Origin of the sequence: Exiguobacterium sp. s131, from assembly GCF_018617345.1 — a bacterium.
Lineage (GTDB): Bacteria > Bacillota > Bacilli > Exiguobacteriales > Exiguobacteriaceae > Exiguobacterium > Exiguobacterium profundum.
Window position 1 is genome coordinate 1,859,230 of the sequence record NZ_JACSJX010000001.1, and the last position, 24,783, is coordinate 1,884,012.

Below are 24,783 nucleotides of genomic sequence, written 5' to 3' on the forward strand. Positions count from 1 at the left end.
AATTGGTCCCGCTTTCGTTAGTTATTGGACTGTCTGAGGCCCCAAATTCCTTTATTTCCTGTGGAATAAAAGAGGTCTTCTTTTCCGGTAAAACTCGCCGAATCACTAGAATGTGCACGAATCTGTTTATTGACGTGCCCTTTCCAATCTTTATATCGATCGAGCTCGAGTTGGTAGTATGATTTTTCGACATACGCATAAATGTCTTTTAAAGATGCCGTCCCACCATGGTATTGGAGGGCGAATTGGATTTTGCGTAGTAACAGGCGTTTCACATCTTTCATCTCCTTATATAATTAGCAATTATGTATACCTAATTTATCCATACCCTTTCTAAAAAAGTTACAGGTTTTTAGATGTATTTCCTTTATAATAGGAATATAGACCTGAATATCTCATGTTTGGAAGAAAGGAAATCGATATGAACCAAAAGATTTACAACACTGAAAGAGAGATTTTAGAGGAAGTTGCTTTACGGCATGACCTTTCCCCTAATCTTCTTCAAAACATTCTCACAACATCGAAAGCTAATTACTATGGGGAAGCAATGACTCCAACAAAAAGACAAAAAGAGTTAGAAGAAGAATTAAAGTATTTGATTAAAAAAGGTAATTCTCTAACTCAATCTATTGGTAATTCTAAAAAGTCAGGCTTAAAGTTTGTGCGGATCCAATTAAATAATTACAAAACTTATTTAAATACGCAAACAATCAATTTCGATACACATACAGATGAGAAAAACATCGTTTTAATTGGTGGGTTGAACGGTGCAGGCAAAACGACAATCTTAAAAGCCGTTCGGTACTTACTATTTGGTAGACGAGGAATGACGGATGCTGAATTCCAGCAACAGTTCACTAATACTATTAATAACTCTTTTTTTGAAAAGGGTGGAAGAGAAGCTAGTGCTTCACTGATTTTCGAACCAGGTGATGGTCATCATTATGAAATCAAAGTGGTTTGGCAATATGATAGCAAGAAGCGGGTTGTATCCGAGAATAAAACATTCAGCAAACGAACGATTGGTGCAGCACGTCCAAAACGAAATGAAGAGATCACTCCACACAATGTGGATGATTTTAATCGAACAATTGATAAATTGATTCCATTTGACGCCTCTCAATTTTTAATCTTTGATGGTGAAGAAATTCGACGTATTATTTCATCTCGAAATTCTACAGACTTTAAGGTAACCATCGAGCGTATGAATGGATTCTTACATTTTAATATTTTAAAAAACGACTTAGACAAAATTTATTCCCGCAAGCAAAACGAACTCGCAGTCGCTCAAAAGAGTACGGAGTTGTTAAAATTCAACAAAAAAATTACAGACCTTAAAGCACAACTTAGTGAATGGTCTGAAAAAAGAAGCAAGAGTGAAGAGCGAGTTTCTACTTATAATAAAAAACTTGATTATTATAAAAAACTTCGGAACGACAAGTTAACGCAAAACAGTGAATCACGTGAGGAATTTGCTGCTTCAATGAGTGCATTGCAGGTTCAATATAAACAAACAATGGACCAAATCTCGAAACTGTTTGCTGAGCAGGCAATTCCATCTTTTGCATCCAAAAAAATCAGACTCTTAAACGAACGCTTAACAGCTGAACAACAAATCATTTCAGACCAACAAAAAATTGAACAAGTATTGGCGCCTTACCACCAATTCATGTCTAAACTTTTATCTGAACCAATCGATCCACCGTTGACCGAAGAACAGCTTCGTCAAGTTGAGGAGATTGGGAAAGGGATTTGGTTATCAAAAGAAACAACCCGTACTCCAATCAAGCAAGAAGACCAAAACATTTGGCACGACCTTTCTCCGAACGACCGCAGATACTTAATGAATATCAACGCGGGGACAATCAAACAACAGATTGTTGAGTTAATCAAAAAGTCGAACAATATTAAATATTCGATTGATCAGTTACAGCAAAAAATCGAACTTGCACCCTCTGCTGTCAGTGTTGATGAGGAAGATAAAAACATCCAAGAGACGACAGAAATGCTTGGAAAAGCGAAAAATCTTTATATGAAGCTAAAGAAAAAAGAACAAGAGTGCATTCAAGAAATCCGTTCGATTGAAGCAAAATTAAAAGGTACTAAGTCTACTGCATCAAATGCCATTGATTTAGCAGACGATGTAAAAATTATCGGTGAAATTAAAATTGCAATTGAAGAGTACGCAACGAAAGTACTGCATTGGAAAATCGATGTGATAAGCCGTGAGTTTAATGAAATGCTCAATACCCTTATGCGGAAACAGGACGAATTCGGTAGAGCATTCATTGACCGAGATATGATGATGATTCGAATCGAAAATGAACGAGGTGCAGAAATCGCTATAGAAGAACGATCAGCTGGTGAAATGCAAATCATCTCTTCGGCATTTATTTGGGCAATGATTAAAGCTGCTGACTTAGACCTACCTATGATTATTGATACACCTCTCGGGCGTCTCGATAGTTATCACCGAAGAAATTTAGTTGAACATTTCTACAAACATATTAGTAATCAGGTTGTTATTCTTTCCACGGATACCGAAATCACACCTGAATATGTGAATCTAATGAAAGAATATACTTCAAAACAGATTATGTTGGACTATAACCAAAACGATAAATATACACTCATTCGTGAGGGTTACTTCGAAATTGTGAGAGGATAAAAATTATGGACTCAAAAGGAATAAAACTATCTAAAATTACAAAAGACAGAATCGATGAAATTATTCAACACTTGGATCACTATGCCCCAAAAGACGCTAGACCATTTGTCGTAAAAATATGTTTAATGCACGGGATTGAAAATTTTAATAATCAATCGTCATTACCCGAGGAACTTAAATCTGGTACATGGGATATGGGTGCGATTATCAATGGAAATGACTATCTCCTGGGTAAGCATTTAATCATCAATGACATGCAAAAGGAAATTACAGAGGAAAAAGACATTCGTGATGCAATGCGAAAATATATCGAACTAGGTACGATGAGCATTTATTCACTTATAGAATCAAGTAGCGATTTATTTGAGGAGGATTTTTTGATCAAACTATTAACAGCTTAATCTCAGCGGATTCCCGCTGAGATTTTTTATCGAAATTTCTATATTGTAAAGTCTGTTCGCTATTTTTATACGAACACATATGTTAGACTTTCATTATAAAAACAACAAGTTACGTACGTAATATCATATGTAATATATAGAAGGAGGATATTGTATGGATCCTAATTTCAGCTATAACTTCCCCGCATTACGAGGAAAACAGGCAGAAAAAGAATATTTCGTCGTTATGTGCCCGTTAAAACTGATTCCAAAAATCTTCTTATTCGATGAAGAGGAAGTCCCACCACAATATCGCTCACAGCGAATTTTGAATAAATCTCGAGTCCCAGATATCACAAATTACATTGTAGATCAGTCTAAGGACTATGTATTTTCATCACTTACAGCTTCCATTGATGGTGAAATTCAGTTCACTCCTTTTTCGGATGAGCCGAATTTTAAAGACTTAGGCAAGCTCTCGATCACATTAGATTCTCGTTTTTTAATAAATGATGGTCAACACCGGAGAGCAGCGATTGAAGAGGCTTTAAAAATTATGCCTGAATTAGGTAATGAAACAATTTCTGTTGTATTCTTTCATGATGAAGGTCTAGAACGGTCTCAACAAATCTTTTCAGATTTGAATCGACATGCCGTTAACACAACGTCATCTATCGGTATTTTATATGACCATCGCGATCAGTTATCGCTCCTAACTAAAGAAATCGTTGAAGAGATTCCGCTGTTAAAACGGTATACAGAAATGGAGAAAACGTCCCTCTCCAAGAATTCACCAAAACTTTTAGCGCTAAATCATATTTATAATGCAAATAAACGACTAATTAATAAGAAAAAAGGTGCTCTTTTAACTGAAGAAGACGCATTGAACATCAAAACGTTTTGGCTAACTCTATGCAATAGTATTCATGAATGGGAACAAGTATTTAATAAAGAAATCTCCCCTCGTGATTTACGTATGATTTCAATTGCGGGTCAAGGTTTATTTATCGAAGCAGCGGCTGAAGTTGCGCGCTCTTTAATTGAACAAAAACCTGATACATGGACAGCCTACCTTACAAAATTTAAAGATATTGATTGGAGCCGTTCAAACGAAAAAGATTGGAAAGGTCGTGCCTTTAACGAAAACGGCAGAATTTTAAAGAACAACTACACTATTCGATTGACTGCCATACGAATCAAATCGCTAATCGGCATCAAGCTCACGAAAGAAGAGAAAGATTTCGATCAACAAAAATCAAGCATGAACGTATTATGACTGTTTTGGCACGAGAGGATGACAATTTATGACACAAGGTATTATTAGTAACTTATTTACTCAGCATGAAGGAGATACTGTTTCTAGACGCTCCATCGATTTGATCAAACGTGTGTATTTAAATGACACACGTCCATGGGTGGTCGGATTTAGTGGCGGAAAAGATTCTACACTAACGACTCAACTCATTTTCGAAGCGTTGCTAGAGCTTTCACCAGAACAGTTGCATAAGAAGGTGTTTATCATTTCTTCTGACACTTTGGTAGAAAACCCACTCGTTGTTTCCATGATTAACGGCTCTTTACACCGCATGCAAGAAGCCGCTTTAAAATATAATCTCCCAATCGAAACACAAAAAGTTAAACCACTTACAGAAAAAACTTTTTGGACGAATATTATCGGACGTGGCTACCCTACTCCGAACCAAACGTTTAGATGGTGTACAGATCGTCTTAAAATCGACCCTGCTAACCGCTTCATTAAAGATAAAGTGTCAAAATACGGCGAAATTATTATGGTACTTGGTGTCCGTTCATCTGAGAGCACGAGCCGAGGCCAATCCATAAAAGACCATGAGATTTCAGGTAGCGAATTGATGCGACACACATCATTAGCGAATGCTTATGTATTTGCTCCAATTAAAGAATTTGTTCTAGATGATGTATGGAGCTACCTTCTTCAAAACCCAGCTCCTTGGGGGGAAGACCATCATAAGCTACAGAAAATGTACATGGATTCAAGTAGCGAATGTCCATTAGTCGTTGACCAAAACATTAAAGAAAGTGCTGGTTCTTGTGGGAATAGCCGTTTCGGTTGCTGGACGTGTACGGTTGTCAATCAAGATAAATCGCTTACTGGCTTTATTCAAACTGGTGAACATGACTGGTTAAAACCATTATTGAAGTTCCGCAATAAAATGGTTCTCATTCGTGACGACCGTTCTAAACGAATGCATAAACGAATGAATGGTGCCTTCTATTTATTAGAAGTTCAACATGAAATCAAAGAAGATGGAATCTATATTGTTCAAAAGAAAAAAGGCGGTCGTGCTGCCACTTCTCATAAAGTAGTTGACCGAATTGAAGATTTGACTGATGAGTCTGTTCTTGCCGTTCCTAAAGCACAATTAAGTCAATTTATCGCAAAACACAATATTGACTTGAGCAAACCTGAAGAGTTCAATATTCAGTTTGTCGTTACTGAAACAAACGAGGATGGGCAATCTGTATACTCACACCTTGGTCTTGGTCCTTTCACGCTAGCTACTAGAACTGAACTAATGCGCGACTTATTGATTTTACAACGTGATTTAAAAGTTCCAAATTCAGTCGAGTACAAATTAATTCAGGATGATGAGTTACGAGCAATTCGTCGCTTATGGCTCCGTGAAGGTGATTGGAACGATACGTTACCAGAACTTTATCGCGAAGTATTCGGCGTCGATCTGGATTGGGAACATGATGATCGTCAGATTCTAACAAGTGACCAAGCGAATGATTTAGAACTTCTTTCTCAAAAGTATGGTCTTGATTTCAATATGGTTCAAAAACTATTTACAACAGCAAATGATTTTCTAGGTGTAAAGGTTAAACGAGGATTTAATAAAGATGTCGCTGCGCTATTGAGCCAAGACTATTTAAGCCTTTACAAAGAGCAAGGAGTTTTAGAGAGAGATGAAGATTGAATCGATTGTCTTAAAGAATATTGGAGCATATAAAAATCAAACATTTGATTTCAAGAATGAAAACTCTAATAAAAACGTTATTTTAATCGGCGGGAAAAATGGAGCGGGTAAAACAACCTTTTTAAACGCACTTCGCACTGGATTATATGGTAGTCAGGCGTTTGGGATTAAAGCACCTACTCCATCCTACTTCAAAGAAATTGAGAAGTTAATCAATAGCGAAGTAAGAGATCAACGAGAAAGATATAGTACCACTAAACAAATTTCAAAAATCCAAATTACGTTTACAACAACAACGAATCAAACTACATCACGCTATTTATTTGAACGATCATGGGGAATCGACGCTAAGAATATTAAAGAATACTTTAACATCTATCGTGATGCAAATACCTTTGCACTAGCAGAGAAGGATAAGAGTCAAGTCTATTCATTATTCTTAGAACGTACTCCCCTTTATTTGTTTAATGTCTCATTATTTGATGGAGAGACAATTAATCAAATTATTAATGAAGGGAAACTGTCTGAGTACCTAGATGATTTGATGAAAAGTGCATTTAAATTAGAGATTCCAGATTTATTAACGGAAACAATCGAATCACTTGTACGAGACGAAGCCAAGACTAAGCTATCTAAAGATAAATCAAAACGTTTAGATGAGCTTAAAAAACAGCTAAGTGAATCCGAACAAAAATTGCAAAACGTTCAAGTCGATAAATCTCAGCTTCTTCAGAAGATCGAAGTTAGTGAAGCCGAAATCACTGCCTTCTCTGAATCGTTACGCGCACACGACGTGATTAGTAAAGAAGAAGAAGCAAAATTGAAAGAGGAAATAAGAAACCTAGAACAAGAACGACAGAAATTAAAGCAATCTACGTCAGACTTTTTCAATGAGTACTACGCCTTTTCTATCAATCATCACTTGCTTGAAAAAGCTGCAGAACAAGTAGAATCAGAACTATTGATAAGAAGTGTAGAAGATTTAGAAAAAGTCTTCACCGATGAGTTCTATAAGAATGTTTCACGTAATTTAGGAGGATCTGTAGGACATGATTCACTGAAGAATGAATTCAATGCGGCTTTAAAAACGGCTGTTCCGAAAACTGAAATTATTCATGACGCTTCGTTCGGTTCGAAGGCAAAAGTTGAAAATATGATTTCTTCAGTAAACGCTCAATCTTCCTCATCTCTCTTGGCAAACATTAATCGCGATGACGAAATCATAGAGGAACTGAAGATATTACGAAGAAAACTAGTGATTCGAGAAGAAAATCATGCGGATTTTGAAAAACAATTTGAGGAATTGAATCAACTCAAAGTTAGTCATCTTCATTTGAACGAGCAGTTAGAACGTATTGTTAAACTTGAAGAAGAGCTCCAAAATCAGTACTCGATGTTAGTGGAAGAAAACGCCTCACTTCAACAAGAAATCGAGAAAATCACTTCAAAATCGAGCTTATTATCGCAAAATGCGACTTCAACATTAGCTTTACTAGAAGACTTCAAACTTCAACAGCGATATAAAGTCATTCGGAGTGTTGAAGAAAATGCGTTACGCATGTTAAAAACATTGATGCGTAAAGAAGATTACGTAGATAAGCTATCGATTCTACCCGAAGACTTCTCGTTAACTTTGTCATCTAAAGACCAGTCTCAAATTTCTGTAGCTACGCTATCTTCTGGTGAGAAACAGATTCTACTTCTTTCATTAATCTGGGCAATTTTCAAAGTTTCCGAAAATCAAATGCCATTTATCTTCGATACATTGTTAGGCCGATTAGATCGAGATCACCGTTATAACATTTTACGTAACTTACTTCCTAACTTTGGTGAACAAGTGTTAGTGCTATCTACAGACTCAGAAATTAGCAAAGATTACTACGACGTACTCAAACCATCGATTTCTAAAGAGTATAGTCTTCAGTTTGATAATGAACATTTAGAAACACGAGTCATTCCATCGTATTTTGAATTTGAAAACGCGCAGGTGAAAAACTCATGAACTACCGTCTTAAATTAACTGAACAAACGCATCTCTATTTTAAAGAGATTGCAAACTCAACTCATATCACACCGAACATCCTAGCTCGTTTCGCCGTTGGAATATCATTAAAAAACGAAAAAACTCCACCTAGCGTTAAAGGTCAGCCCATTTCTAATTTTGAAATAAATCGTGCCACTTTAACGGGAGAACACGACGAGATGTTTAAAATGATGATTCTTCAACATGCTAAACAGCACATAGAGGAAGAACGGTATTTTCCTGATTACTTTAATTCACATATTACTAGAGGTGCCGAAGAGCTTTATCAAATGTTCCAATTTTCTAGAAGTACCAATCAATTCTTAAGAGAGTTATTGGCTCTCCAGGAGGGATAACATGCTTTATCTAGACAACAGCTCAACGACACCTGTCTATCCAGAAGTACTTGAAGAGATGCTCCCCTATTTTCTTGAAGAGTTCGGGAATCCTTCGAGCAAGTATTATTCACTGGCAGAAAACTCTAAGAACGCTGTTGAACATGCTCGAGAACAGTTAGGTAAATTTCTTAACTGTTCTTCTACCGAGCTGTATTTTACTTCGGGAGCGACCGAAAGTAACAACTGGATTTTAAAGAGTGTTAGTTCAACTTTACCGGACCATCAAGTGATTACCACGGTAGCCGAACATTCATCTAATTTAGAAATCGCAAAGTATTTAAATGAGCAACTGAATATTCACGTTGAATACTTGTCAGTCGATCAATTTGGTAGAATCAATTTTTCTGAATTAGAGTCTTTACTAAAAAAACGCCCTACTTCACTCGTTTCAATCATTTGGGGAAATAACGAGTTAGGGTCGTTAAATGACATTCAGAGAGCTTCTGAACTAGTTGCTCAATATGGTGCGCTCTTTCACACCGATGCCACACATGTCGTCGGAAAGATGAGAATCGACCTGTCAGAACTGACGAACGTTCATTTCTTATCAGCTTCTGCGCATAAGTTCAACGGTCCAAAAGGTATCGGCATCGCTTATGTACAAAAAGATGAGGACGGGATTCCAAGAAAATTGACACCACTTATTCATGGTGGTGGCCAAGAGCAAGGCATTCGAGGCGGGACTCTTGCTGTTCCTCTTATTGTGGGAATGGGAAAGGCAGCTGAAATGCATCAAGCATCCTTGACCAAGAACATCAAAAAGTTAGAGAAACTTGAAGAGTATTTAGTTCAACTTTTAACTCAAAAATTTGGTTCGAACATACGATTTAATAGTGACCATAGAAACAAAATTCCTGGCATTGTGAATATTCAATTCGTTGGTATTAACAATGAAGTTCTCGTAAAACAACTGGCTCCTGTCATGGCGGTCTCAACTGGATCTGCTTGTAGCTCCAGTAAACCAAGTCATGTCCTCCAAGCGATCGGATTAACATTAGATGAAGTTCGATCATCCATTCGATTCTCACTATCGTCAAACATTGAACTAAAAGACTTAGAGATTTTCAAAGAACTGTAAGTAAACGACCGGCTTAAATTAAATTTAAGCCGGTCGTTTACGTTTAAATATTATTAATTTTGAAGGTTTCAAGCATTTCTTCTCTTGGAATATCCTTTTTGCCATCTATAATAGATTGTCGGATTTCTTCAATCGAATACGATCCACCACTTATACCATACTGCTCTGGTAAATTAAGCAACAGAATATCGTCTTCAACGCGTTCAATAAACGAAGTTGTTTCTTCTGTTCTAAATGAAACGACAACACCTTTATTAAAGTACTCGGTTAATTCATTCGAAATTTCATAATCGCCCTTCATCAGTCTTTCGATAACGGAAAGTCTTTCCTGTTCAAAGTCATAATTTTGTTCTCTCTCGATCCACAATTTTCCTTCAAATAGTTTTTTAGCATTTGCTAAGAAAAGATGTGCAAAGAACATACGATAGTACTGTTGAGAGAATGTAGTTTCTGCCTCCCCCACACCTAATTCTAAATCAAAGAGAGCTTTCGTTCGAACAACTTGGTTTCTAGCTTTATCTATGACATTACTCAAGTTTCTACCGATTTTTACTTCAATTGGATAGAAGTGCATTTTTAACTTACCGTCCGTTTCCTGCATCCCAATCAACAGTAAATCATCTGAGTAACTACCTGACTTACCTAACGCTTTCACAGTGAAAGGTGAATTCGCGTGGTTTAACCCAATTGCTTTCGCCACTCGTAAAATTTCCTCAAGAGAGATTGGAACCCAAGTAATATCATCGGTTGAAAACATCGCCAATGAATATTTAACGGCTGCCAATAAGCTGAATTTTTCACGACTCTTATGCACGTTACGAGCTGTTTCATTACTTAAACCTTGTTGAATCATTGAGAGTAGCCATTCTCCGTTGATTACATTGAACGTTTGAATGATTTCTTTAATACTCTCATCTGTATTCAAATCCGGTTTTTCATGATTCAAATAATCTTTAATCACTGCCTGATATTGTGCTGTTTTCTTCGTAACTGTAATAGCATCATATCGGTAAGAGGAAGATTGATCATTATAATGAATGATAATCAATTCATTATCCGGGTTTCCTTGCTTAGAAGAAAAATAGCCTAAGTCGACAGTAGGTTCGATTAATGTAACCCAGTGTGAACTTTCATAAATATTTTGTAACTTATAACTATCGCGTGCATCTGTAATACTAGCTAGTGCTGTTACGCCATGTGCAAATGAGCTACTCCCGTTATCTTTCATGTGTACGTTCAATTCATTAAATGATTTGGCACATCGTAATAACAAGTCTTCTTCCTCAATTGCATAACCTCGAAGACCAAACCCCATACTAAACTGACCATCTTTGACTGTCGGTGCAAGTGTCGAATACAAACCATTCATGGCATTACCACTCTTGATATACTCCATTTTGTCTGTGATGACTTGTTCTTCACCACTCATCTTATAGAAACTAATATGAGCATATTCAAAATCATTAGAAGATTTATTTTGAATGTGGTAGTGATTAATCAGCGACTGAATTTTCTCCGCTACTTCTTGCGGGGAGAGAATGAAGTTTTTCGGAATGAGTGTGTACAGATATTCGAACTGCTCCCAGTCATCTTCCATGAAATCTTTTGCAGCAAATTGATCGAAAGCACTTCGATATCGACCTGAATCGGAATAAAGTTTCACTTCTACGGGGATTACTATATCTCGATTTTTCTCATAACTATTCTTTAATTGACGGAACACCCATTCAACTATACCTTTCAGTACCATCTCATCATTACGAATTTCAATTACATTTAAATAAAGTGGTGCTCTAGCGATTTGATTTGTCTGATTAAAGAGTGACGTAAAATGATCGACAAACTGATTTAACTTTTCTTTGACTACTTCAGATAAAAAGCGGTCCGCTTCAGCCACGACAACCTCTTCTTTTACTCGATACACCATCCACTCTGGCAAATCTGATTGGGATTCTGCCTTGTAAGCTTTACCTTCAAACCATAGATATGGGGCTAATGCATCGGCTCGTAGACGTTTCAGTACACTTTCCGAGATCTCCTCTTCTCCAAGTTGCGTATTAAGCTCTAATTGAAATGCAACATTAATCGGATGGAATGGAGTAAAGTAAACAATTTGCTCTTTTTGATTATATAAGACACCTAATTTTAAGATTGAATGCCCCACTTCAAACAATCGATCTGCTTCTTGAATCGATTCAATCGCTTTTACATACGCTTGAACATAATTTAAAGCAACTCGTTTGTATTCATCATCCCAGTAAGCCAACATGGGTACAGTTTTTTTAATTTTGAAGTGGTTTAAGAACAGATTATACGCTTCTCTTAATTCATAATATGCTTTAAACTCCAATTCAATAGGACTGAGGACGCCTGCCGAAAGAACAGCAGTTTGCATACTTTGATTGACCCATTCCATTTCGTAGTCCAAGAAGTCTTTATACTCGTTTTGGGGATAGTAAATTTGATTCTTCAAAATCAATTTCTCATCCGCACTCAGTACAATTGATGCTCGCTTCTCACGTTTTTCTTTATACAACCGTATATTCGGAATCGGATGCGGTTTTGATGCATCGACACTTAATTTAATATTAATCGGTTGCGACTCTCCAACAACTAGCTGCATAAACTGATCGTCTTCAAACAAATCCTGATCAAAGTGATACGTAATATTAGGCTCCTCGGATACTTTAACGAGAGCTTGATCTTGGTAAATGGGTTCTTGTGAGCCGTCACCTAAGCGTAATTCACCTTCTTTATTGCCTAGTGTCAAATACTCGGTACCGTTCCCAGTTAAACGCTTCACTTCATAAGTTCCCGCATAATCCTTAAGAACTTCATTAGAGAATGGGAAAATCATAATATTTAGTTCTGAATATAATGTACTTTCATTTTTTACTTTGTACTTTACAGTACATTGCGCAGTATTTTGAACTTGATTTGAAGTTAGTGTCAAATAAAGATTGTTTGTCTTCACATTTGAATTTACTTCAAGTAAAGGATTACAATACTCAATTTTGACTTGCGACTGTTCTAAGCTTTTCCGAACACCTTTACCCTCAATAAGATATTTAAACTTTAGATTAATTTCTCTTTCATGAGAAGGATTAAAAATTGCAATGTAACGTATGCGTTTTCCTGTCTTTGTCATTTTATGTGGCCGATCCCAAACCACTACCGAGGAATGCTCATTAACTTTTGTAACTTCATCAAGCTCAAATACTTTTTTATTCTTTTCTGCTTTGAGTTTAATTACTTCTTGCAATGTTAATTCATTCCAATGATCATGTTTAAGTTTATTGACACCTTGCTCGTTAAACTTTTTCGGCAATTGCGCCTCAGTCGTTTCATTAAAATGACTCTCTTGTACAAATTCATATAAATCTCGGTTCTCACGAAGTCGTTCACGAATCTCTTTTTTGGATGACGTTTGGATAAACGAATCAAGCTCCTGGTCGTGGAAGAACCTTAACTTTAGAAAATCTTTCTTTGAAAGTTCTGTTTTTTGCATGAGAGAAAGAATTTCTTCAAAATCAAAGAATGATACTCCTTTAAATGAGTTGAACTCTTCTTCGATTTCCTTCAAGTGAAAATTAATCACTTCAACCAATGCGCCTTTATTGTCCGACATCTGCTTCAATTCATGCTTAAGTTCTTCTAAAATCTTTTGAGGATTTAACGGCATCCCTTCTTTTTGAAGATTTGCTCCACCACCATCAATACTATCAAGTTGCCCGTGATAAATAACAAGCAATGAGCGATTTAAACCTTCAGCTTCTTGTTCACTAACTAAATTTCGAAGTTTAACGAAGAAGTCAGGTTGAATTCCTTCGCTTTGAGTAGCAATGATTAACTCACTTGTCCCGTAGTCAATCGTAAACGTTTCATATTCAGTAACTCCGTTTAATTTATATTCAAAAGCTTTAACCTGATCTTTTGCTTCCTTCTCGAGATATTCCTTTAAATATTGAACATGGCCCTCTTCTTCGAGTTGCAAATAATACTTATCTCCAGGCTTAGGCGTATTTACTAAAAAATGGCCATTTATTTTTTTCGTTACATACTCATAAAATTGGTTTGACATACTGCGCCTCCCCACTATCGCTCTTCTTATCGATAACATTAATTTTTTCTAGTAGTTGTAAAAGGGCAGTTGATGATTCGTTATCAAAGTTGATGCCTCTTTTACTTAATCTTTCTAATAGTTCTACAAATGTAATTCGGTCATTTTTACAACTCACAGCGCACATCAGAATTAACATCTCCTGGTTCAGAGACAATACATATCCAAGACGCCCACGACGCTTTGTAAAGTGCGATTTAGCAATATTTTTTGCATGATCTCCATAACGAGACTGCGCTTCTTTCGGAGTCGTCAGTTTCATCGCATTGAATAGTTGTTTAGCTGCTTCGTTGAAAGTTTGACTATCATTCACATTGCTCTCTAAACCTGCATAAGTAAGAATTCGTTCAGTTTGCAAATCAATATCTTTCAAAAATTGAACCTGATCTATATCACTAAGCATAGTGAAATGTTGAAAAATTTCATCATATGTCATGATTTTTGATTTCTCATTCTCTAATGATTGGTTAACAGAGTTACAACTCAACTGAGCCATCGTCAACTCATGAACAAATAAATTTTCACTCGCACTCGTCAACAGTCCCATCCCCGAGTTCATCGTTTTTCTTCTTGAAGTAACAGTCGTCTCGTTATGAATTGTGTAGTACATTTTCGATGGATGGTTCCAGTTAGACGTCTCAAAGTTATTAATTTTCACTGTTGTTTGAGAAACAATATAGTGTAGGTAATACTTAAATAAATTATTAATTTCTTTCAAAAAGTATTGAGGATGCTCAGCTAAATAGACAAAATCTTCTCCTAATAGTTTTATTGGTAATGAAGAATAAAGAGCATGCTCGGCTTTATATTCTTTGTTCGTTAGACTCGGTAATAAATTTACAATCATCTTGTCTAACAGAGTTTCATTTTGGCCTGCTTTAAAAACCTGTTTAATCTTTTCGATTTCTCCTTCGTCTAACGCATTTTGCGTCAAATCCGCTAGAAAAGTACCCAACTTCTTTTTCGTTGCAGGATTGCCTTGGATGTACATGAACATACTTGGATGAGTAACGTTCAAGCCTCCATCCCGTTGTAACAGTAATTCACTAAAGAAAGTATGAATTTCATCTTCATGCTCAGGTTGATTCTCGACTCGCTCTAGTACACCTTCTAACAGATAATCCGTATTGAAAGACTTAGCTGACAGTTCTACATTCAGAAGTCTTCTAGAATAAGCACCGATTTCCTTTTCCCAATCGGAAAGAGCGTTTTTAATTGAATCGCTCTTTCCTGTTGTGAAAGGGAGTATTTGATAAAAATTCGAAGTTTGTCGCTTCGTTATTTTTTTCCGACTTTTGTCTAAGACAATAACTTGTTTTTCATCGAAAATTTTCTCTGGTAGTAATCTCATTATTTACACCCGCTTTCACAACTTACAATTTACTAAATACGATTTTTTCTTCATTACTAAATGGATCTGCTTCTTGTTTTAAAACGAAGGTTTCTCCAGTTTGGACAACATAAATCAACACTTCTTCGTTATTTGTATTATGTGTACGAATCGCATTTGCGAATTCACTGAATCGAATGGCATCGTCGAAATCAATCTTAGAAGGTTGATATCCTTTATCTATTTTTGAAATTAAACTGAACATCTTATAATCGATTTCTAGCTTAATTCTTTGTTTGCGCTCACCCACTACAAATTGAATAAATAAAGAGTTTCTAAATTGAACCACTTGCTCTTCATTTTTTATCGCCATACTGATTGGATCCAATGTAAAACTAACTGGCTTTGCTATACGATAACGCTTTGAAAATTTTGCATTCGAATCAAACAAATAATTTTTTTGATCTTTTTTAAATCCAAACCATAACATAAGTGCATTCTCAAATTTCTCGTAGAGAGTTTTAAGTTCATATTTTTGACCAGTGTAATAAGCAAATAGATATTTTGAGAATGATTCAATAGTTGTCTGTGTAATATTCATTTCTCTCGGGTTAGACAAATAGAGCAGTCTTAGTAATGATTGTGTGTACTCTTTAACCAATTCACGATCTAATAAATCAAGTTCATATGTTTGACGAGTCAATTCGTCAAATCTAGAGATAAATCCACTCACATCTGACTCTAAATTGATTTGAAGAATGATTTCATCTATCTCTTTGGAACGAGAAGCAACCGGATCTTCATTTCTTAGCATGATTGATATAGGTGAGTCATTCTGAGCTGTAAATATTTTTTGATGAAGGCCATGTATAAGTAACGTCTCAAGTACAATTTTTTGTTTACTAATATTTGTCCAATTTCCTGGAATCATAATTTCGTATATTAAGTTAAAAAATTGGCGCATAGATAAAACTGCTTTTTCTTTTAAAAGAGAACTTGCGATGATGTTTACGAAGTTGCGTTTCACTTGTTGATTACCCATAAGTAAAAAATTGCGATGGATAATCGAATCGATACCTCTCTTTACATCTTCTTGATAGGCCAAATAAAATGGGTTTTCTTCATTTTGATCGAACATTTTTGATAGAATACCCATTAAGAAATTCGATTCTACGCCGCCTTTAGTAAGTTCATACATTGGATAATCTGAGAAACTGACCATGGAAAAATGATCATGTTGCGTTGCTTGGGAGATCTCATTCTCAAAAATACCTGATTGCTCAATATATGAAATCAATGAATTGAACGTGTAATGATTATCGAATGAACTCACGAAGTCATATATAAATTTATGTAATACCCCTAAGTTGATCGCCAGTACAAACTCTTCCGAACCTTCATTCAGGTGCTGATCGGAAAATGGAATTAATTTTTCAAGTAAAGTCTCCATTGCAGTCTTACGAGGAGAAAGACTTTCTGTCGCATCATTCCAAATTTTATTTTTATATCGATTCATCAGTTCAGGTTCTGCCGATTGAAGATGTGAAAGAATATGCGATTTTCCATCCCCTACACTACCAATTAATAGTGTTAATCGTTTTTGGGCAGGTTGCTGAAGCATCTGAATTAATTTCTTTTCGATCGGGCGTTCTACGTGTAAATACTGCTTTAATGAACTCAATGGGAGTTCTGCACTTTCAACCGCCTCTTTTGAAGATTCATTTAATCTTGACATCAGGTTATACAAATAGCTTTCGCCATCTGTTTCAATTGGAGGTAAGAAATCAAATAGCTTATTTGTTTCTTTTTTCTCTCCCACGATTGTTTTTTCAGTAGGATCTTCTTTTGTTGGTGCAGAACTGAGTGCTTTTAATTTTTCTTCTAGTTGCGCTTCCAAAATTTTTAAGATATCATCATGCCCTCGATCACTTTTCTTTTCAGCTGGATGAGTCGGTGGAGCGTATCTAGGTATAGATGGTGGGTTTTCATAACTAAGGACATAAGACTCAACAATGTTATATAAACTCGACCAGATTTTCGGTAGAATTTCATGCGCCTCTTTAGTGAACAATTCATGTGCAGCACTGTTTCCGTTTCTTCGAACGTAATGAAGATCCGAAGCCAATTCGCGGTCGATGATTTCTTCAGACTGTAACAAACGAATGTTATCATTTAAGTTGTATGTATTTTGCAAACCACTTACTTCTAGCCATTCATTCACGATTGCTTCAATCATTTTTCTGGCATTTAGAAGAGCAAAGTCTGTTTCTTTAGAATAATATTTATCTTCTACAATCTGGGCCAACTCTTCCGCTTTTGGATTAATTTGTTTTAGAAATGAGAAAAAGTATTCCATGTTATTCATTCCTTTCAATCACCTTGATAACTTTTTTATTAACTATATTCTTTATTATATCTATAATAAGGGTATATGGTAGGTTTTACCTACTCCTATATATGATAAAGGAGCTATTATATGGATTCAAGAATTCTATTCCCTTCTTTACCAAAATGGTTCACTCCACGAGACTATCAATTGGAAGCTATACAAAAGTGGTCTGAAAACGACTACCGCGGTTTACTAGAGATGGCTACGGGTACTGGAAAAACATTAACCGCTCTCACAGCCATAACAAAACGGTATGAAGAAACGAATCGGTTAGCAATCATCATTTTATGTCCTTATCAACATTTAGTAGATCAATGGGCGAAGGATGCTGAATCCTTTGGGATGAATCCAGTTCTATGCTATGGTTCAAAATCTCAATGGACATCAATTCTATCCGGAAAAATCACTCAATATAATTTTAAAATACAAAATTTTATGTGTGTAATCACTACGAATAGCACATTTAAAAATGCTAATTTCCAAGCTCAACTTACTCGAATTACGGATGGCGGAATGATTGTTGCCGATGAGGCGCATAATTTGGGTACAAAGCAGTCGCTTCAATCGCTTCCTACAGCTTTTAAAAATCGATTAGCACTTAGTGCAACTCCAATACGGCACCATGATGGTAGCGGAACCGAACAGTTATTAAATTATTTTGGTGGGTCAATATATAAGTTTACTTTGGAAGAAGCAATTAAAAAAGGGTTTTTAACAAAGTATTATTACTACCCACACCTAGTCTCCCTCACAGAAGATGAACTGGAAATTTATCATGAGCTTACGAATAAGATATCAAAATTAGTTAATCTATCTGACCAACAATCAATTGAATCGACCGGAAGTACTACTGGGCTACTTGAAATGTTGTTAATTAAGCGCGCTCGATTAATTAATTCAGCTCAGCAAAAAGATATTTTGTTAAAGAAACAACTGGGTATGCAAGAAACTCTTGACCACACTATAGTATATTGCGGAGACCATTCTATAGAGAACCAACGCCATGTAGATCATATTGCACAATTTTTAAGCGAAGATTTAAACATATCAGCGAAAACTTTTACCTCAACTGAATCGAAAGAACTTCGACAGATTCTGTTAAAGGAATTTTCAGAGAATGCGATTCAAGCGCTTGTTGCTATCCGATGTCTAGATGAAGGAGTAGATGTTCCTTCTGCAGAGACTGCTTATATTTTGGCTAGCACAACCAATCCAAAAGAGTTCATTCAACGTCGTGGACGAATTTTACGTAAACATCCTGGAAAAGAATATGCGTATATTCATGATTACATTGTCATTCCACGTCCTTTGACAGAAATTGATTTACTAACAGACAAAGAATTTAATATTGAACGCCGGTTATTGATGAATGAGTTAAAAAGGGTAAATGAGTTCGCATCAATATCTGAAAATCATTACCAAGCACTACAAGTTTTAAATCCTATAAAAGAAGCATTTAATCTAGTCGATTTATAACCAATTGAGAGGTGAACATGATGAGTCAAAACCATTCAAGCAGCGAAAATGATGTATATGCACTGTTAAGCGAGTTATCCGAAACAGAACAACAAATTCTACAAAATATCATTCGCTTAGAAAAAGACTATTTAGATAAAGAGGGTTCATTCACTGCTGCGCAATTACCTGATGAATTTTCTAAATTAATCAAAAAGGAGTTTATCTGACATGATTCTCAAGCAAGTAATCATTGAAAACTTCCGTCAATATTATGGGCAGAATACGATTGAATTTGCACACGGATCAAGTAAAAATGTTACTGTCATCCACGGTGAAAACGGAAGCGGTAAAACAGCATTACTTACAGCTTTGATTTGGGGATTTTATGGACGAGAACTTAAATTACCGAATCCTGAGTCTATTTTTAATAATAAAGCTGTTCAAGAAAACACAAACAATAAAAATGACTTAATCACAGCGGTACAAATTAAATTTGAACATAACGATTATGAATACGAACTACGTCGTATGTTATACGCGAAGTTTGATTCTGAGCACAATATTCTTAATTTGCCAAAGAATAAAACAATCAATCAAAAAGTTGAATTGACTAAACGGAATGTAGCTACAAATCAATCTACTAAAATTAGAGATATCTCATACGAAATTAATCGCATTTTACCGTATAAATTGCATACGTTCTTCTTCTTTGACGGTGAACGAATGGACCATTTAGGAAAGAAAGAAGCCTATTCGGAAATTCGTGATTCCATTAAGAGAATGATGGGATTGGAGTTATTCGATAACTCTATTGAACATTTAAGTAAAACTATAATTAAACTTCGCGATGAAGTATCTAAAAATGTAAAAAGTGAATTGAGCGACAAGTACTTACGCATAAATCAACTTGAAGATGAAAAAATAAAGAAGAAACAGCAACTTACTGAAACAAGACAAGAACTTTCGGCTGCCCAAAGTGAATTGAAAAGTATTGAAAATGCTTTACGTAACGGTGAAGAAACGAGAACCTTTCAAGTCACACGTGATCACTTAGTAGAATCAATTAAAGAAACGAAAAATGTATTCGATGAGAAATTAAATGAGTTGAGAATCCTACTTTCCCGCTCAAGTCACTTAGCTTTTTCAACCTTACCAATGAAAAGATTCCAGCGCATTGGATCTACAAATGACCAGGATTCAATTGAAAAATTGATTCATCCTGATTTGATTCCTTCTTTAATGTCGAAAGGGAAATGTTTGTGTGGACAAGAACTTGAGACAACATCAATTGCATCATTAGAAAAAGTTCAGCAAGAGGTCTTAAATTTATCGAGTTCAAAAAATGAAATGGATCAACTTTATTTCCGCTTAAGTGGTTGGGAAGTTGCTAGAAGCCATTTTTACACAGAAATCAGACGACTCGTTAGTGAACGTGAAGAATTGAGAGAAAACCTTAGAGGATTGGAAGACGAGTTACGAGAAATTGAGGAACGCATGAAAGCAAGTTCACGCAATATCGAAAATTCATCCAATTTAATCGAAAGAGAATCCTCGATTCGAACTGCAATCGTTAAAGCTGAGGCTGCTATAGAAAGTTTACTTCGATCAATTGAGGAAATTTCAAAAGAAGAAGAGTTATTAAATAAAGAGGTCAGTAAACTGACCAAAGCAGAAGAAAGACAATTAAAACTTCAACTTGCTCTAGGGTCCGCTACGAAAGTGAAAAACACTTTGATTGGGCTTTTGAAGCTCAGAGAATCCCAAGTAAAAACCGAATTAGAAGAAAAAATCAAACTAACCTATTCTCAGTTATTACGAAAAGACTATCCAATCTCACTTACTGATAATTACGAGCTTCTCGTTTCAGATGTAAACGGAGGAAGTATCGGTTTATCTCAGGGAGAATCACAGATTACAAGTCTTGCTTTCATCGGTGCTATTGTAGATTTAACTAGGGAGTACAAAGACAAAGAAAAAGGTCACGCGTTAGATGAAGATTTAAAACTCGGAAATATTTTTCCACTTGTAATGGATTCTCCGTTTGGAGCACTCGATGCAGACCATCGTTCTCGCGTTGCAACAAATTTACCAAAATTATCAGATCAAATTGTTGTAATTGTATCTACTTCACAATGGCGTGGAGAAGTGGATGAAGCCATTAATCATCGGATTGGAAAATCATATAAATTACTCAACCATACAAATGAAGGCATTGGGGAATATACGGAAATTATGGAGGTAATGTAATGGCAAAGCGTTCCGTGCGTCGAGATAGTACACAAGATCATATGTATACAGCGTTAAAAGAAGACGCTCAACTTTTTGAAACCTATAAAGATGCTTTCATGGCAGCATTATTGTTTGGTTATAGCAATGAACGAAGAAAAAAAGTAAAACCCGGTCCTGAAATTTTACTTGGCATTTTTTCAGAACAAGATTTGCAATTCATGAAATTGATCATGCATTTAGAAAATACATTTGAACGTTTTTCAATCGAGAATGATTCTGAAGATGAGTCAGATGTGACACTCGAGAACTATGATATTATCGAGGAATACGCTGCTGGCGGATTAGACGCTCTTTATCAAGAGTTAGAAATGTTCTTAACCGACCCTGAGTCGGCGCAAAATGCTTACTTAGATTTAATGCTTAAATATGAACAAAAAGAATTCAATACCGAAGATTTAATCAATGAACTTCCATTTAATTAATAAAAATTGGCTCATCACCATAAGGTGTGGTTGACACATAAAATCCATCGGATTTGAATTGAACATAGAAAAAAGCGAAAACCCCGGTATCGTAATTGTTGCCTAGACAAACCACGATTGGAGTTTTCGCTTTGTCCCAACAGTTTATCAAATTACTTCTTCCACTTCCAGACCTTTTTCAAATCCAGATGTCTTCAGACGAAGAACCGAACGTTTTCTCGGTCATTCCGGATCGACACGACATCCCTTGCCCGCTTTGTCAGAGAAAGACAGTCCTGCATTCGAAAGGGCGATGTCGCTTCCGACACGGTCACGCATGGAACGTCGGTATACTCTGGATTGAGCTGGATGTCCCACGTCAAAGATGCTTCTCTTGTGATTTGACGTTCGTGTATGACTACGGTCTCGGGCTCGTCCGCACCTCCACCGAGGTGTTCCTGAAAGGCATCGCAGAACGTTGCCATGGTAGGACAATCTCAGATGTCGCGCGTGAATACGGATTACCTTACACGACGGTAGAACGATGGTTTTATCGGTACGCCTCAGTAAAGACAGTGAAGCATACGACAGACGTCCTCATCGACGAGTTCGCCAAAAGAAAAGGACATCACAGCTGCACTCCAAGGCATAGCCGGAAACATCCGTTCTGTCGTCAGTGACTTTGCACCGGCGATGGCGAAGGCCGTCGCACATGTCTTCCCGGATGCGAAACATGTGCTAGATCGTTTCCATCTCATCCAGTTCTTCACGGACGCCCTTTGCCGCCGGCGTCGTTTTTTGAACGAGGCGAAACGTCGACTGACCGATTGGTTGGATCGTTATCAGTCTCATCCTTGCGAGCCTCTGGCGAAGATCGCGAAATCGATCCAGAACCGAGAGGAAGCGATGCGTCGAACAATCGTGTCCAGTCTATCGAACGGAAAGACGGAAGGAACAACAAAATCAAGCTCATCAAACGCCGTGGTTATGGCTATCGAAACCTTGAACGGTTCTTTTTAAGGTTGTATCTGGAAATCGGTCGTTAAAATAGCAACCACGAGTTATGGTGATGAGCCAAAAAAATAGAAATGCCCTGTAAAATCAACTTACTGATTTTACAGGGCATTTTCTTTAATACGTGTAACAACGTGTTTTCTATTTGACACTTACTTTTATTCTTCATATCGGTCTACTGCCTGTTTGGCGTCAAGTAGCGTCCAGCCGTGTTCTTCTCGAACGCGCTTGACGGCTTGTACTTTTTTCCCTTGTCTTACTAATTCAGCTAGCTCTTGATTCAACTCCGGACTGAATTCTTGTGGAGAAGGATAATTCGTCTTCTCAAGTTGACGCAAGCGCATCCGAAGGTCACGAACTTCTGCGTACAAATAAAACGTAAACCCGATAACCGAGATAAGTAGCCAAGTCTGCCATTCCAGAGTAATCATCTCCTCATAATTAATTTAATTTTGATCCCTATTATGTTTTAAATGAAATGAAAAATTAGTATATCCCGAATTCAAGATATAGTTAATTATAGCGCTTACCAAAAATATAAGAAAGGGACAGGGTGTCCACTTCATAAATGTAATCCACGGTTAAATCATCCTATTTTTACAATCTGAAATGTCCAAAAGACATTCCACCCATTTCCGTATGATACTTTCCCTAACAGAAAAAACACTGCCTCAACTAATGATGTTACAAATGTGATAAAGAACACAATAAGGTAAGGGCTTTTGCTACTTTTCTTTATAAAATAAATCATATGATGAAACGGTACCTGTGCGCTGAACAATTCAACACAATTTGCATAAATGAAGAGGCTGGGACAAAACCTAGACTCTTTCTTTTATAAGAACCAACATATTCACTATCTGACGCTTACTTTTGAACTGCTCCCCGTCAAGTAGACAGGGCAAATAATGAAAACCAGCCTAGGCGGCTTGAGATCTGTATTCGACTGGGCTCAAGTCATTTAGTCGTTTCTGAAGACGAACATGGTTGTAAAACAATATGTAGGTCTCGATGGCCAAGAAACACGAAAAGATGGCCAATCAACGCAAGGACTTCCTTCACAAACTGTCGAGACGGATCGTTGACAAGAACCAAGTCATTATGGCGCGCATCATGACCGTGACATCAACGCGAGCATCAATCTGTTGATGTTGGCAAACTAAAACGAATTCCTGCAGGGTGGGAACCACCCGACGAGCTTGGTCCATAACCGTGGCTGGTAATAGCACGGTCTTCCCAAGAAGCTCTCCCTTCAATTTGCGAAGCAAATAAGTGGCGAGTAGTTCACAAGCAGATAAACCGAAAGAAGCCAAAGCCACCACACCGAAAGAAGATGACCTTCAAAAAATCATGAACCTTGGCACGTTCCAAACGTATATTGGGGATCCACAAATGAAGAAACGTGAGTTCCAAGTCGGACAGCCCGTCTCCCCTTCGCCGGATGGGACCGAACCGAAAGATGGGGAGCGCTCCCGCTCTCCCTCTTCCATTCAGATGACGGTCAAGGTGGTTATATAGAATATCGTCCAAACGGATTCCGTATGTACACACCAGACGGGACAAAATATAGTCCAGTCGATATGGTCAACCACAACAAAAAAGAGTTCAAGAACGGTTTTCGTTATTTCACAGGCGAGAAATCTGAAATCGATTTGGTCTTCCTCGTCCCAGAAAAAGAGAAGACGCTCGTCTTGTATGCGTCAAGCAGCGCCATGCCGAAAGTGTATACCGTCAAAATTGACGTGCCGTAAACTAAACAACGTCGCCCCGATTAGAGGCGACGTTGTTTTTCATTCGGCTTCTTCCACAATTTCGACACGTACTCCCGTGTCCCCGACTTTTCCTAAATCTTCTACGGTCGGGTCTTCATACGCCAACACATGAAACTCCTGCTCGATTGTACGGATGACATAATGCGCGAGCGCGCCACGGTTACGGTTCACCGGATGAATCGCCATCCGTTCACTGGCGAATGACATCAGGCGTGATGCGGACAGTTTTACAATCGGATGCTCGTTCCATAACCCATCTTCTTTCATTCCGTGCTCTTCTTGTGTCCCTAAAAAGACGGCGTACTGTTCGAAGCGAATTCGGATGCGGTCGCGCTCGGCATCCCATGTAAGGAGCATCGTCGGATTCACCGCTCCATAAAACGTCCACTCTAACGGGTAATACGCCTCATCCTTCATCTGAAACGATTCCATGTCGAGTACGTAGCGCTCGGTCGACATCAAGTAGTGTAAATCTAGTTTCATGAGATCCCCCCTTAAAAACA

At 37.1% G+C, this 24,783-nt stretch carries 21 protein-coding genes and 2 pseudogenes; 16 read left to right on the forward strand and 7 right to left on the reverse strand.

Annotated elements, in window-relative coordinates:
* Positions 1-17: 17 nt before the first annotated feature.
* Positions 18-275, reverse strand: coding sequence for a hypothetical protein (locus KNO69_RS09635; RefSeq protein WP_214778973.1), 258 nt, complete (start codon positions 273-275; stop codon positions 18-20).
* 146 nt (positions 276-421) lie between these two features.
* On the opposite strand from KNO69_RS09635, the gene dndD (KNO69_RS09640) reads away from it, so the two are divergent.
* From dndD (KNO69_RS09640) to KNO69_RS09670, 7 genes are all read left to right on the forward strand, one after another.
* Positions 422-2,668: a DNA sulfur modification protein DndD gene (gene dndD / locus KNO69_RS09640; protein ID WP_214817544.1), complete on the forward strand. Its 2,247-nt coding sequence runs from the start codon at positions 422-424 to the stop codon at positions 2,666-2,668.
* A 5-nt stretch (positions 2,669-2,673) separates the two neighbouring features.
* Positions 2,674-3,069: a hypothetical protein gene (locus KNO69_RS09645; protein WP_214782485.1), complete on the forward strand. Its 396-nt coding sequence runs from the start codon at positions 2,674-2,676 to the stop codon at positions 3,067-3,069.
* A gap of 154 nt (positions 3,070-3,223) precedes the next feature.
* Positions 3,224-4,324: a DNA sulfur modification protein DndB gene (gene dndB, locus KNO69_RS09650; RefSeq protein ID WP_214817547.1), complete on the forward strand. Its 1,101-nt coding sequence runs from the start codon at positions 3,224-3,226 to the stop codon at positions 4,322-4,324.
* Positions 4,325-4,352: 28 nt separating this feature from the next.
* Complete coding sequence (gene dndC / locus KNO69_RS09655) at positions 4,353-6,008, forward strand: DNA phosphorothioation system sulfurtransferase DndC (RefSeq protein WP_214691168.1); 1,656 nt, start codon at positions 4,353-4,355, stop codon at positions 6,006-6,008.
* Entirely contained in the window at positions 5,998-8,010 is a 2,013-nt protein-coding gene (gene dndD / locus KNO69_RS09660; RefSeq protein WP_214691169.1) for a DNA sulfur modification protein DndD, read from the forward strand. The genes dndC and dndD (KNO69_RS09660) overlap by 11 nt, the downstream gene beginning before the upstream one ends.
* Positions 8,007-8,387 carry a DndE family protein gene (locus KNO69_RS09665; protein ID WP_214691170.1) on the forward strand — a complete coding sequence of 127 codons (381 nt, stop codon included), beginning with the start codon at positions 8,007-8,009 and terminating at the stop codon, positions 8,385-8,387. The genes dndD (KNO69_RS09660) and KNO69_RS09665 overlap by 4 nt, the downstream gene beginning before the upstream one ends.
* A 1-nt stretch (position 8,388) precedes the next feature.
* On the forward strand, positions 8,389-9,507 hold the full coding sequence (locus KNO69_RS09670) for a cysteine desulfurase family protein (RefSeq protein ID WP_214817549.1): 1,119 nt from the start codon (positions 8,389-8,391) through the stop codon (positions 9,505-9,507).
* Between the two features lie 43 nt (positions 9,508-9,550).
* Here KNO69_RS09670 and dptH read toward each other — a convergent pair whose 3' ends face one another.
* Genes dptH through dptF form a run of 3 tightly spaced genes read right to left on the reverse strand, consistent with a single transcriptional unit; the run spans position 9,551 to position 17,322 of the window.
* Positions 9,551-13,588 carry a DNA phosphorothioation-dependent restriction protein DptH gene (gene dptH / locus KNO69_RS09675; RefSeq protein WP_214817552.1) on the reverse strand — a complete coding sequence of 1,346 codons (4,038 nt, stop codon included), beginning with the start codon at positions 13,586-13,588 and terminating at the stop codon, positions 9,551-9,553.
* Positions 13,569-14,978, reverse strand: a complete 1,410-nt coding sequence (dptG, locus tag KNO69_RS09680; RefSeq protein ID WP_214817556.1) for a DNA phosphorothioation-dependent restriction protein DptG — start codon at positions 14,976-14,978, stop codon at positions 13,569-13,571. Before dptG ends, dptH begins: the two co-directional genes overlap by 20 nt.
* 22 nt (positions 14,979-15,000) lie before the next feature.
* Positions 15,001-17,322 carry a DNA phosphorothioation-dependent restriction protein DptF gene (gene dptF, locus KNO69_RS09685; protein ID WP_214817558.1) on the reverse strand — a complete coding sequence of 774 codons (2,322 nt, stop codon included), beginning with the start codon at positions 17,320-17,322 and terminating at the stop codon, positions 15,001-15,003.
* Between the two features lie 111 nt (positions 17,323-17,433).
* Between dptF and KNO69_RS09690 the strand changes: the two genes are divergently transcribed.
* The 6 genes and pseudogenes from KNO69_RS09690 to KNO69_RS09715 all read left to right on the forward strand — a co-directional run bounded on the left by KNO69_RS09690 (position 17,434) and on the right by KNO69_RS09715 (position 22,540).
* Entirely contained in the window at positions 17,434-18,822 is a 1,389-nt protein-coding gene (locus KNO69_RS09690; RefSeq protein WP_214817561.1) for a DNA phosphorothioation system restriction enzyme, read from the forward strand.
* A gap of 20 nt (positions 18,823-18,842) precedes the next feature.
* Positions 18,843-19,031 (forward strand): hypothetical protein, encoded by a 189-nt coding sequence (locus KNO69_RS09695; RefSeq protein ID WP_214782424.1) that lies wholly within the window; start codon positions 18,843-18,845, stop codon positions 19,029-19,031.
* Between the two features lies 1 nt (position 19,032).
* The gene (locus KNO69_RS09700) at positions 19,033-21,051 is read left to right on the forward strand and encodes an AAA family ATPase (RefSeq protein WP_214817565.1); all 2,019 of its coding nucleotides are present in this window, start codon (positions 19,033-19,035) and stop codon (positions 21,049-21,051) included.
* Positions 21,051-21,515, forward strand: coding sequence for a hypothetical protein (locus KNO69_RS09705; protein ID WP_015881057.1), 465 nt, complete (start codon positions 21,051-21,053; stop codon positions 21,513-21,515). The genes KNO69_RS09700 and KNO69_RS09705 overlap by 1 nt, the downstream gene beginning before the upstream one ends.
* Positions 21,516-21,646: 131 nt before the next feature.
* The gene (locus KNO69_RS09710; RefSeq protein ID WP_214782419.1) at positions 21,647-22,174 is read left to right on the forward strand and encodes a helix-turn-helix domain-containing protein; all 528 of its coding nucleotides are present in this window, start codon (positions 21,647-21,649) and stop codon (positions 22,172-22,174) included.
* A 13-nt stretch (positions 22,175-22,187) separates the two neighbouring features.
* Positions 22,188-22,540, forward strand: a pseudogene (locus KNO69_RS09715) (ISL3 family transposase).
* Positions 22,541-22,666: 126 nt separating this feature from the next.
* Here KNO69_RS09715 and KNO69_RS09720 read toward each other — a convergent pair.
* Together KNO69_RS09720 and KNO69_RS09725 are read right to left on the reverse strand one after the other, a co-directional pair.
* Positions 22,667-22,939, reverse strand: coding sequence for a hypothetical protein (locus tag KNO69_RS09720; protein ID WP_214730730.1), 273 nt, complete (start codon positions 22,937-22,939; stop codon positions 22,667-22,669).
* Between the two features lie 489 nt (positions 22,940-23,428).
* Positions 23,429-23,524 (reverse strand): annotated as a pseudogene (locus KNO69_RS09725) (IS3 family transposase); the annotation flags it as partial.
* Here KNO69_RS09725 and KNO69_RS09730 point away from each other — a divergent pair.
* From KNO69_RS09730 to KNO69_RS09740, 3 genes are all read left to right on the forward strand, one after another.
* Positions 23,520-23,657, forward strand: coding sequence for a transposase (locus KNO69_RS09730; RefSeq protein WP_214731134.1), 138 nt, complete (start codon positions 23,520-23,522; stop codon positions 23,655-23,657). The pseudogene KNO69_RS09725 and the gene KNO69_RS09730 sit on opposite strands and share 5 nt — an antisense overlap.
* 123 nt (positions 23,658-23,780) lie before the next feature.
* Positions 23,781-24,026 (forward strand): hypothetical protein, encoded by a 246-nt coding sequence (locus KNO69_RS09735; protein WP_214817573.1) that lies wholly within the window; start codon positions 23,781-23,783, stop codon positions 24,024-24,026.
* A gap of 23 nt (positions 24,027-24,049) precedes the next feature.
* Positions 24,050-24,259, forward strand: coding sequence for a hypothetical protein (locus tag KNO69_RS09740; protein WP_214730727.1), 210 nt, complete (start codon positions 24,050-24,052; stop codon positions 24,257-24,259).
* Between the two features lie 39 nt (positions 24,260-24,298).
* On the opposite strand, the gene KNO69_RS09745 is transcribed toward KNO69_RS09740, so the two are convergent.
* A complete protein-coding gene (locus tag KNO69_RS09745) occupies positions 24,299-24,763 on the reverse strand; it encodes a hypothetical protein (protein ID WP_214811666.1) in 465 nt (154 codons plus the stop codon).
* Between the last annotated feature and the right edge of the window lie 20 nt (positions 24,764-24,783).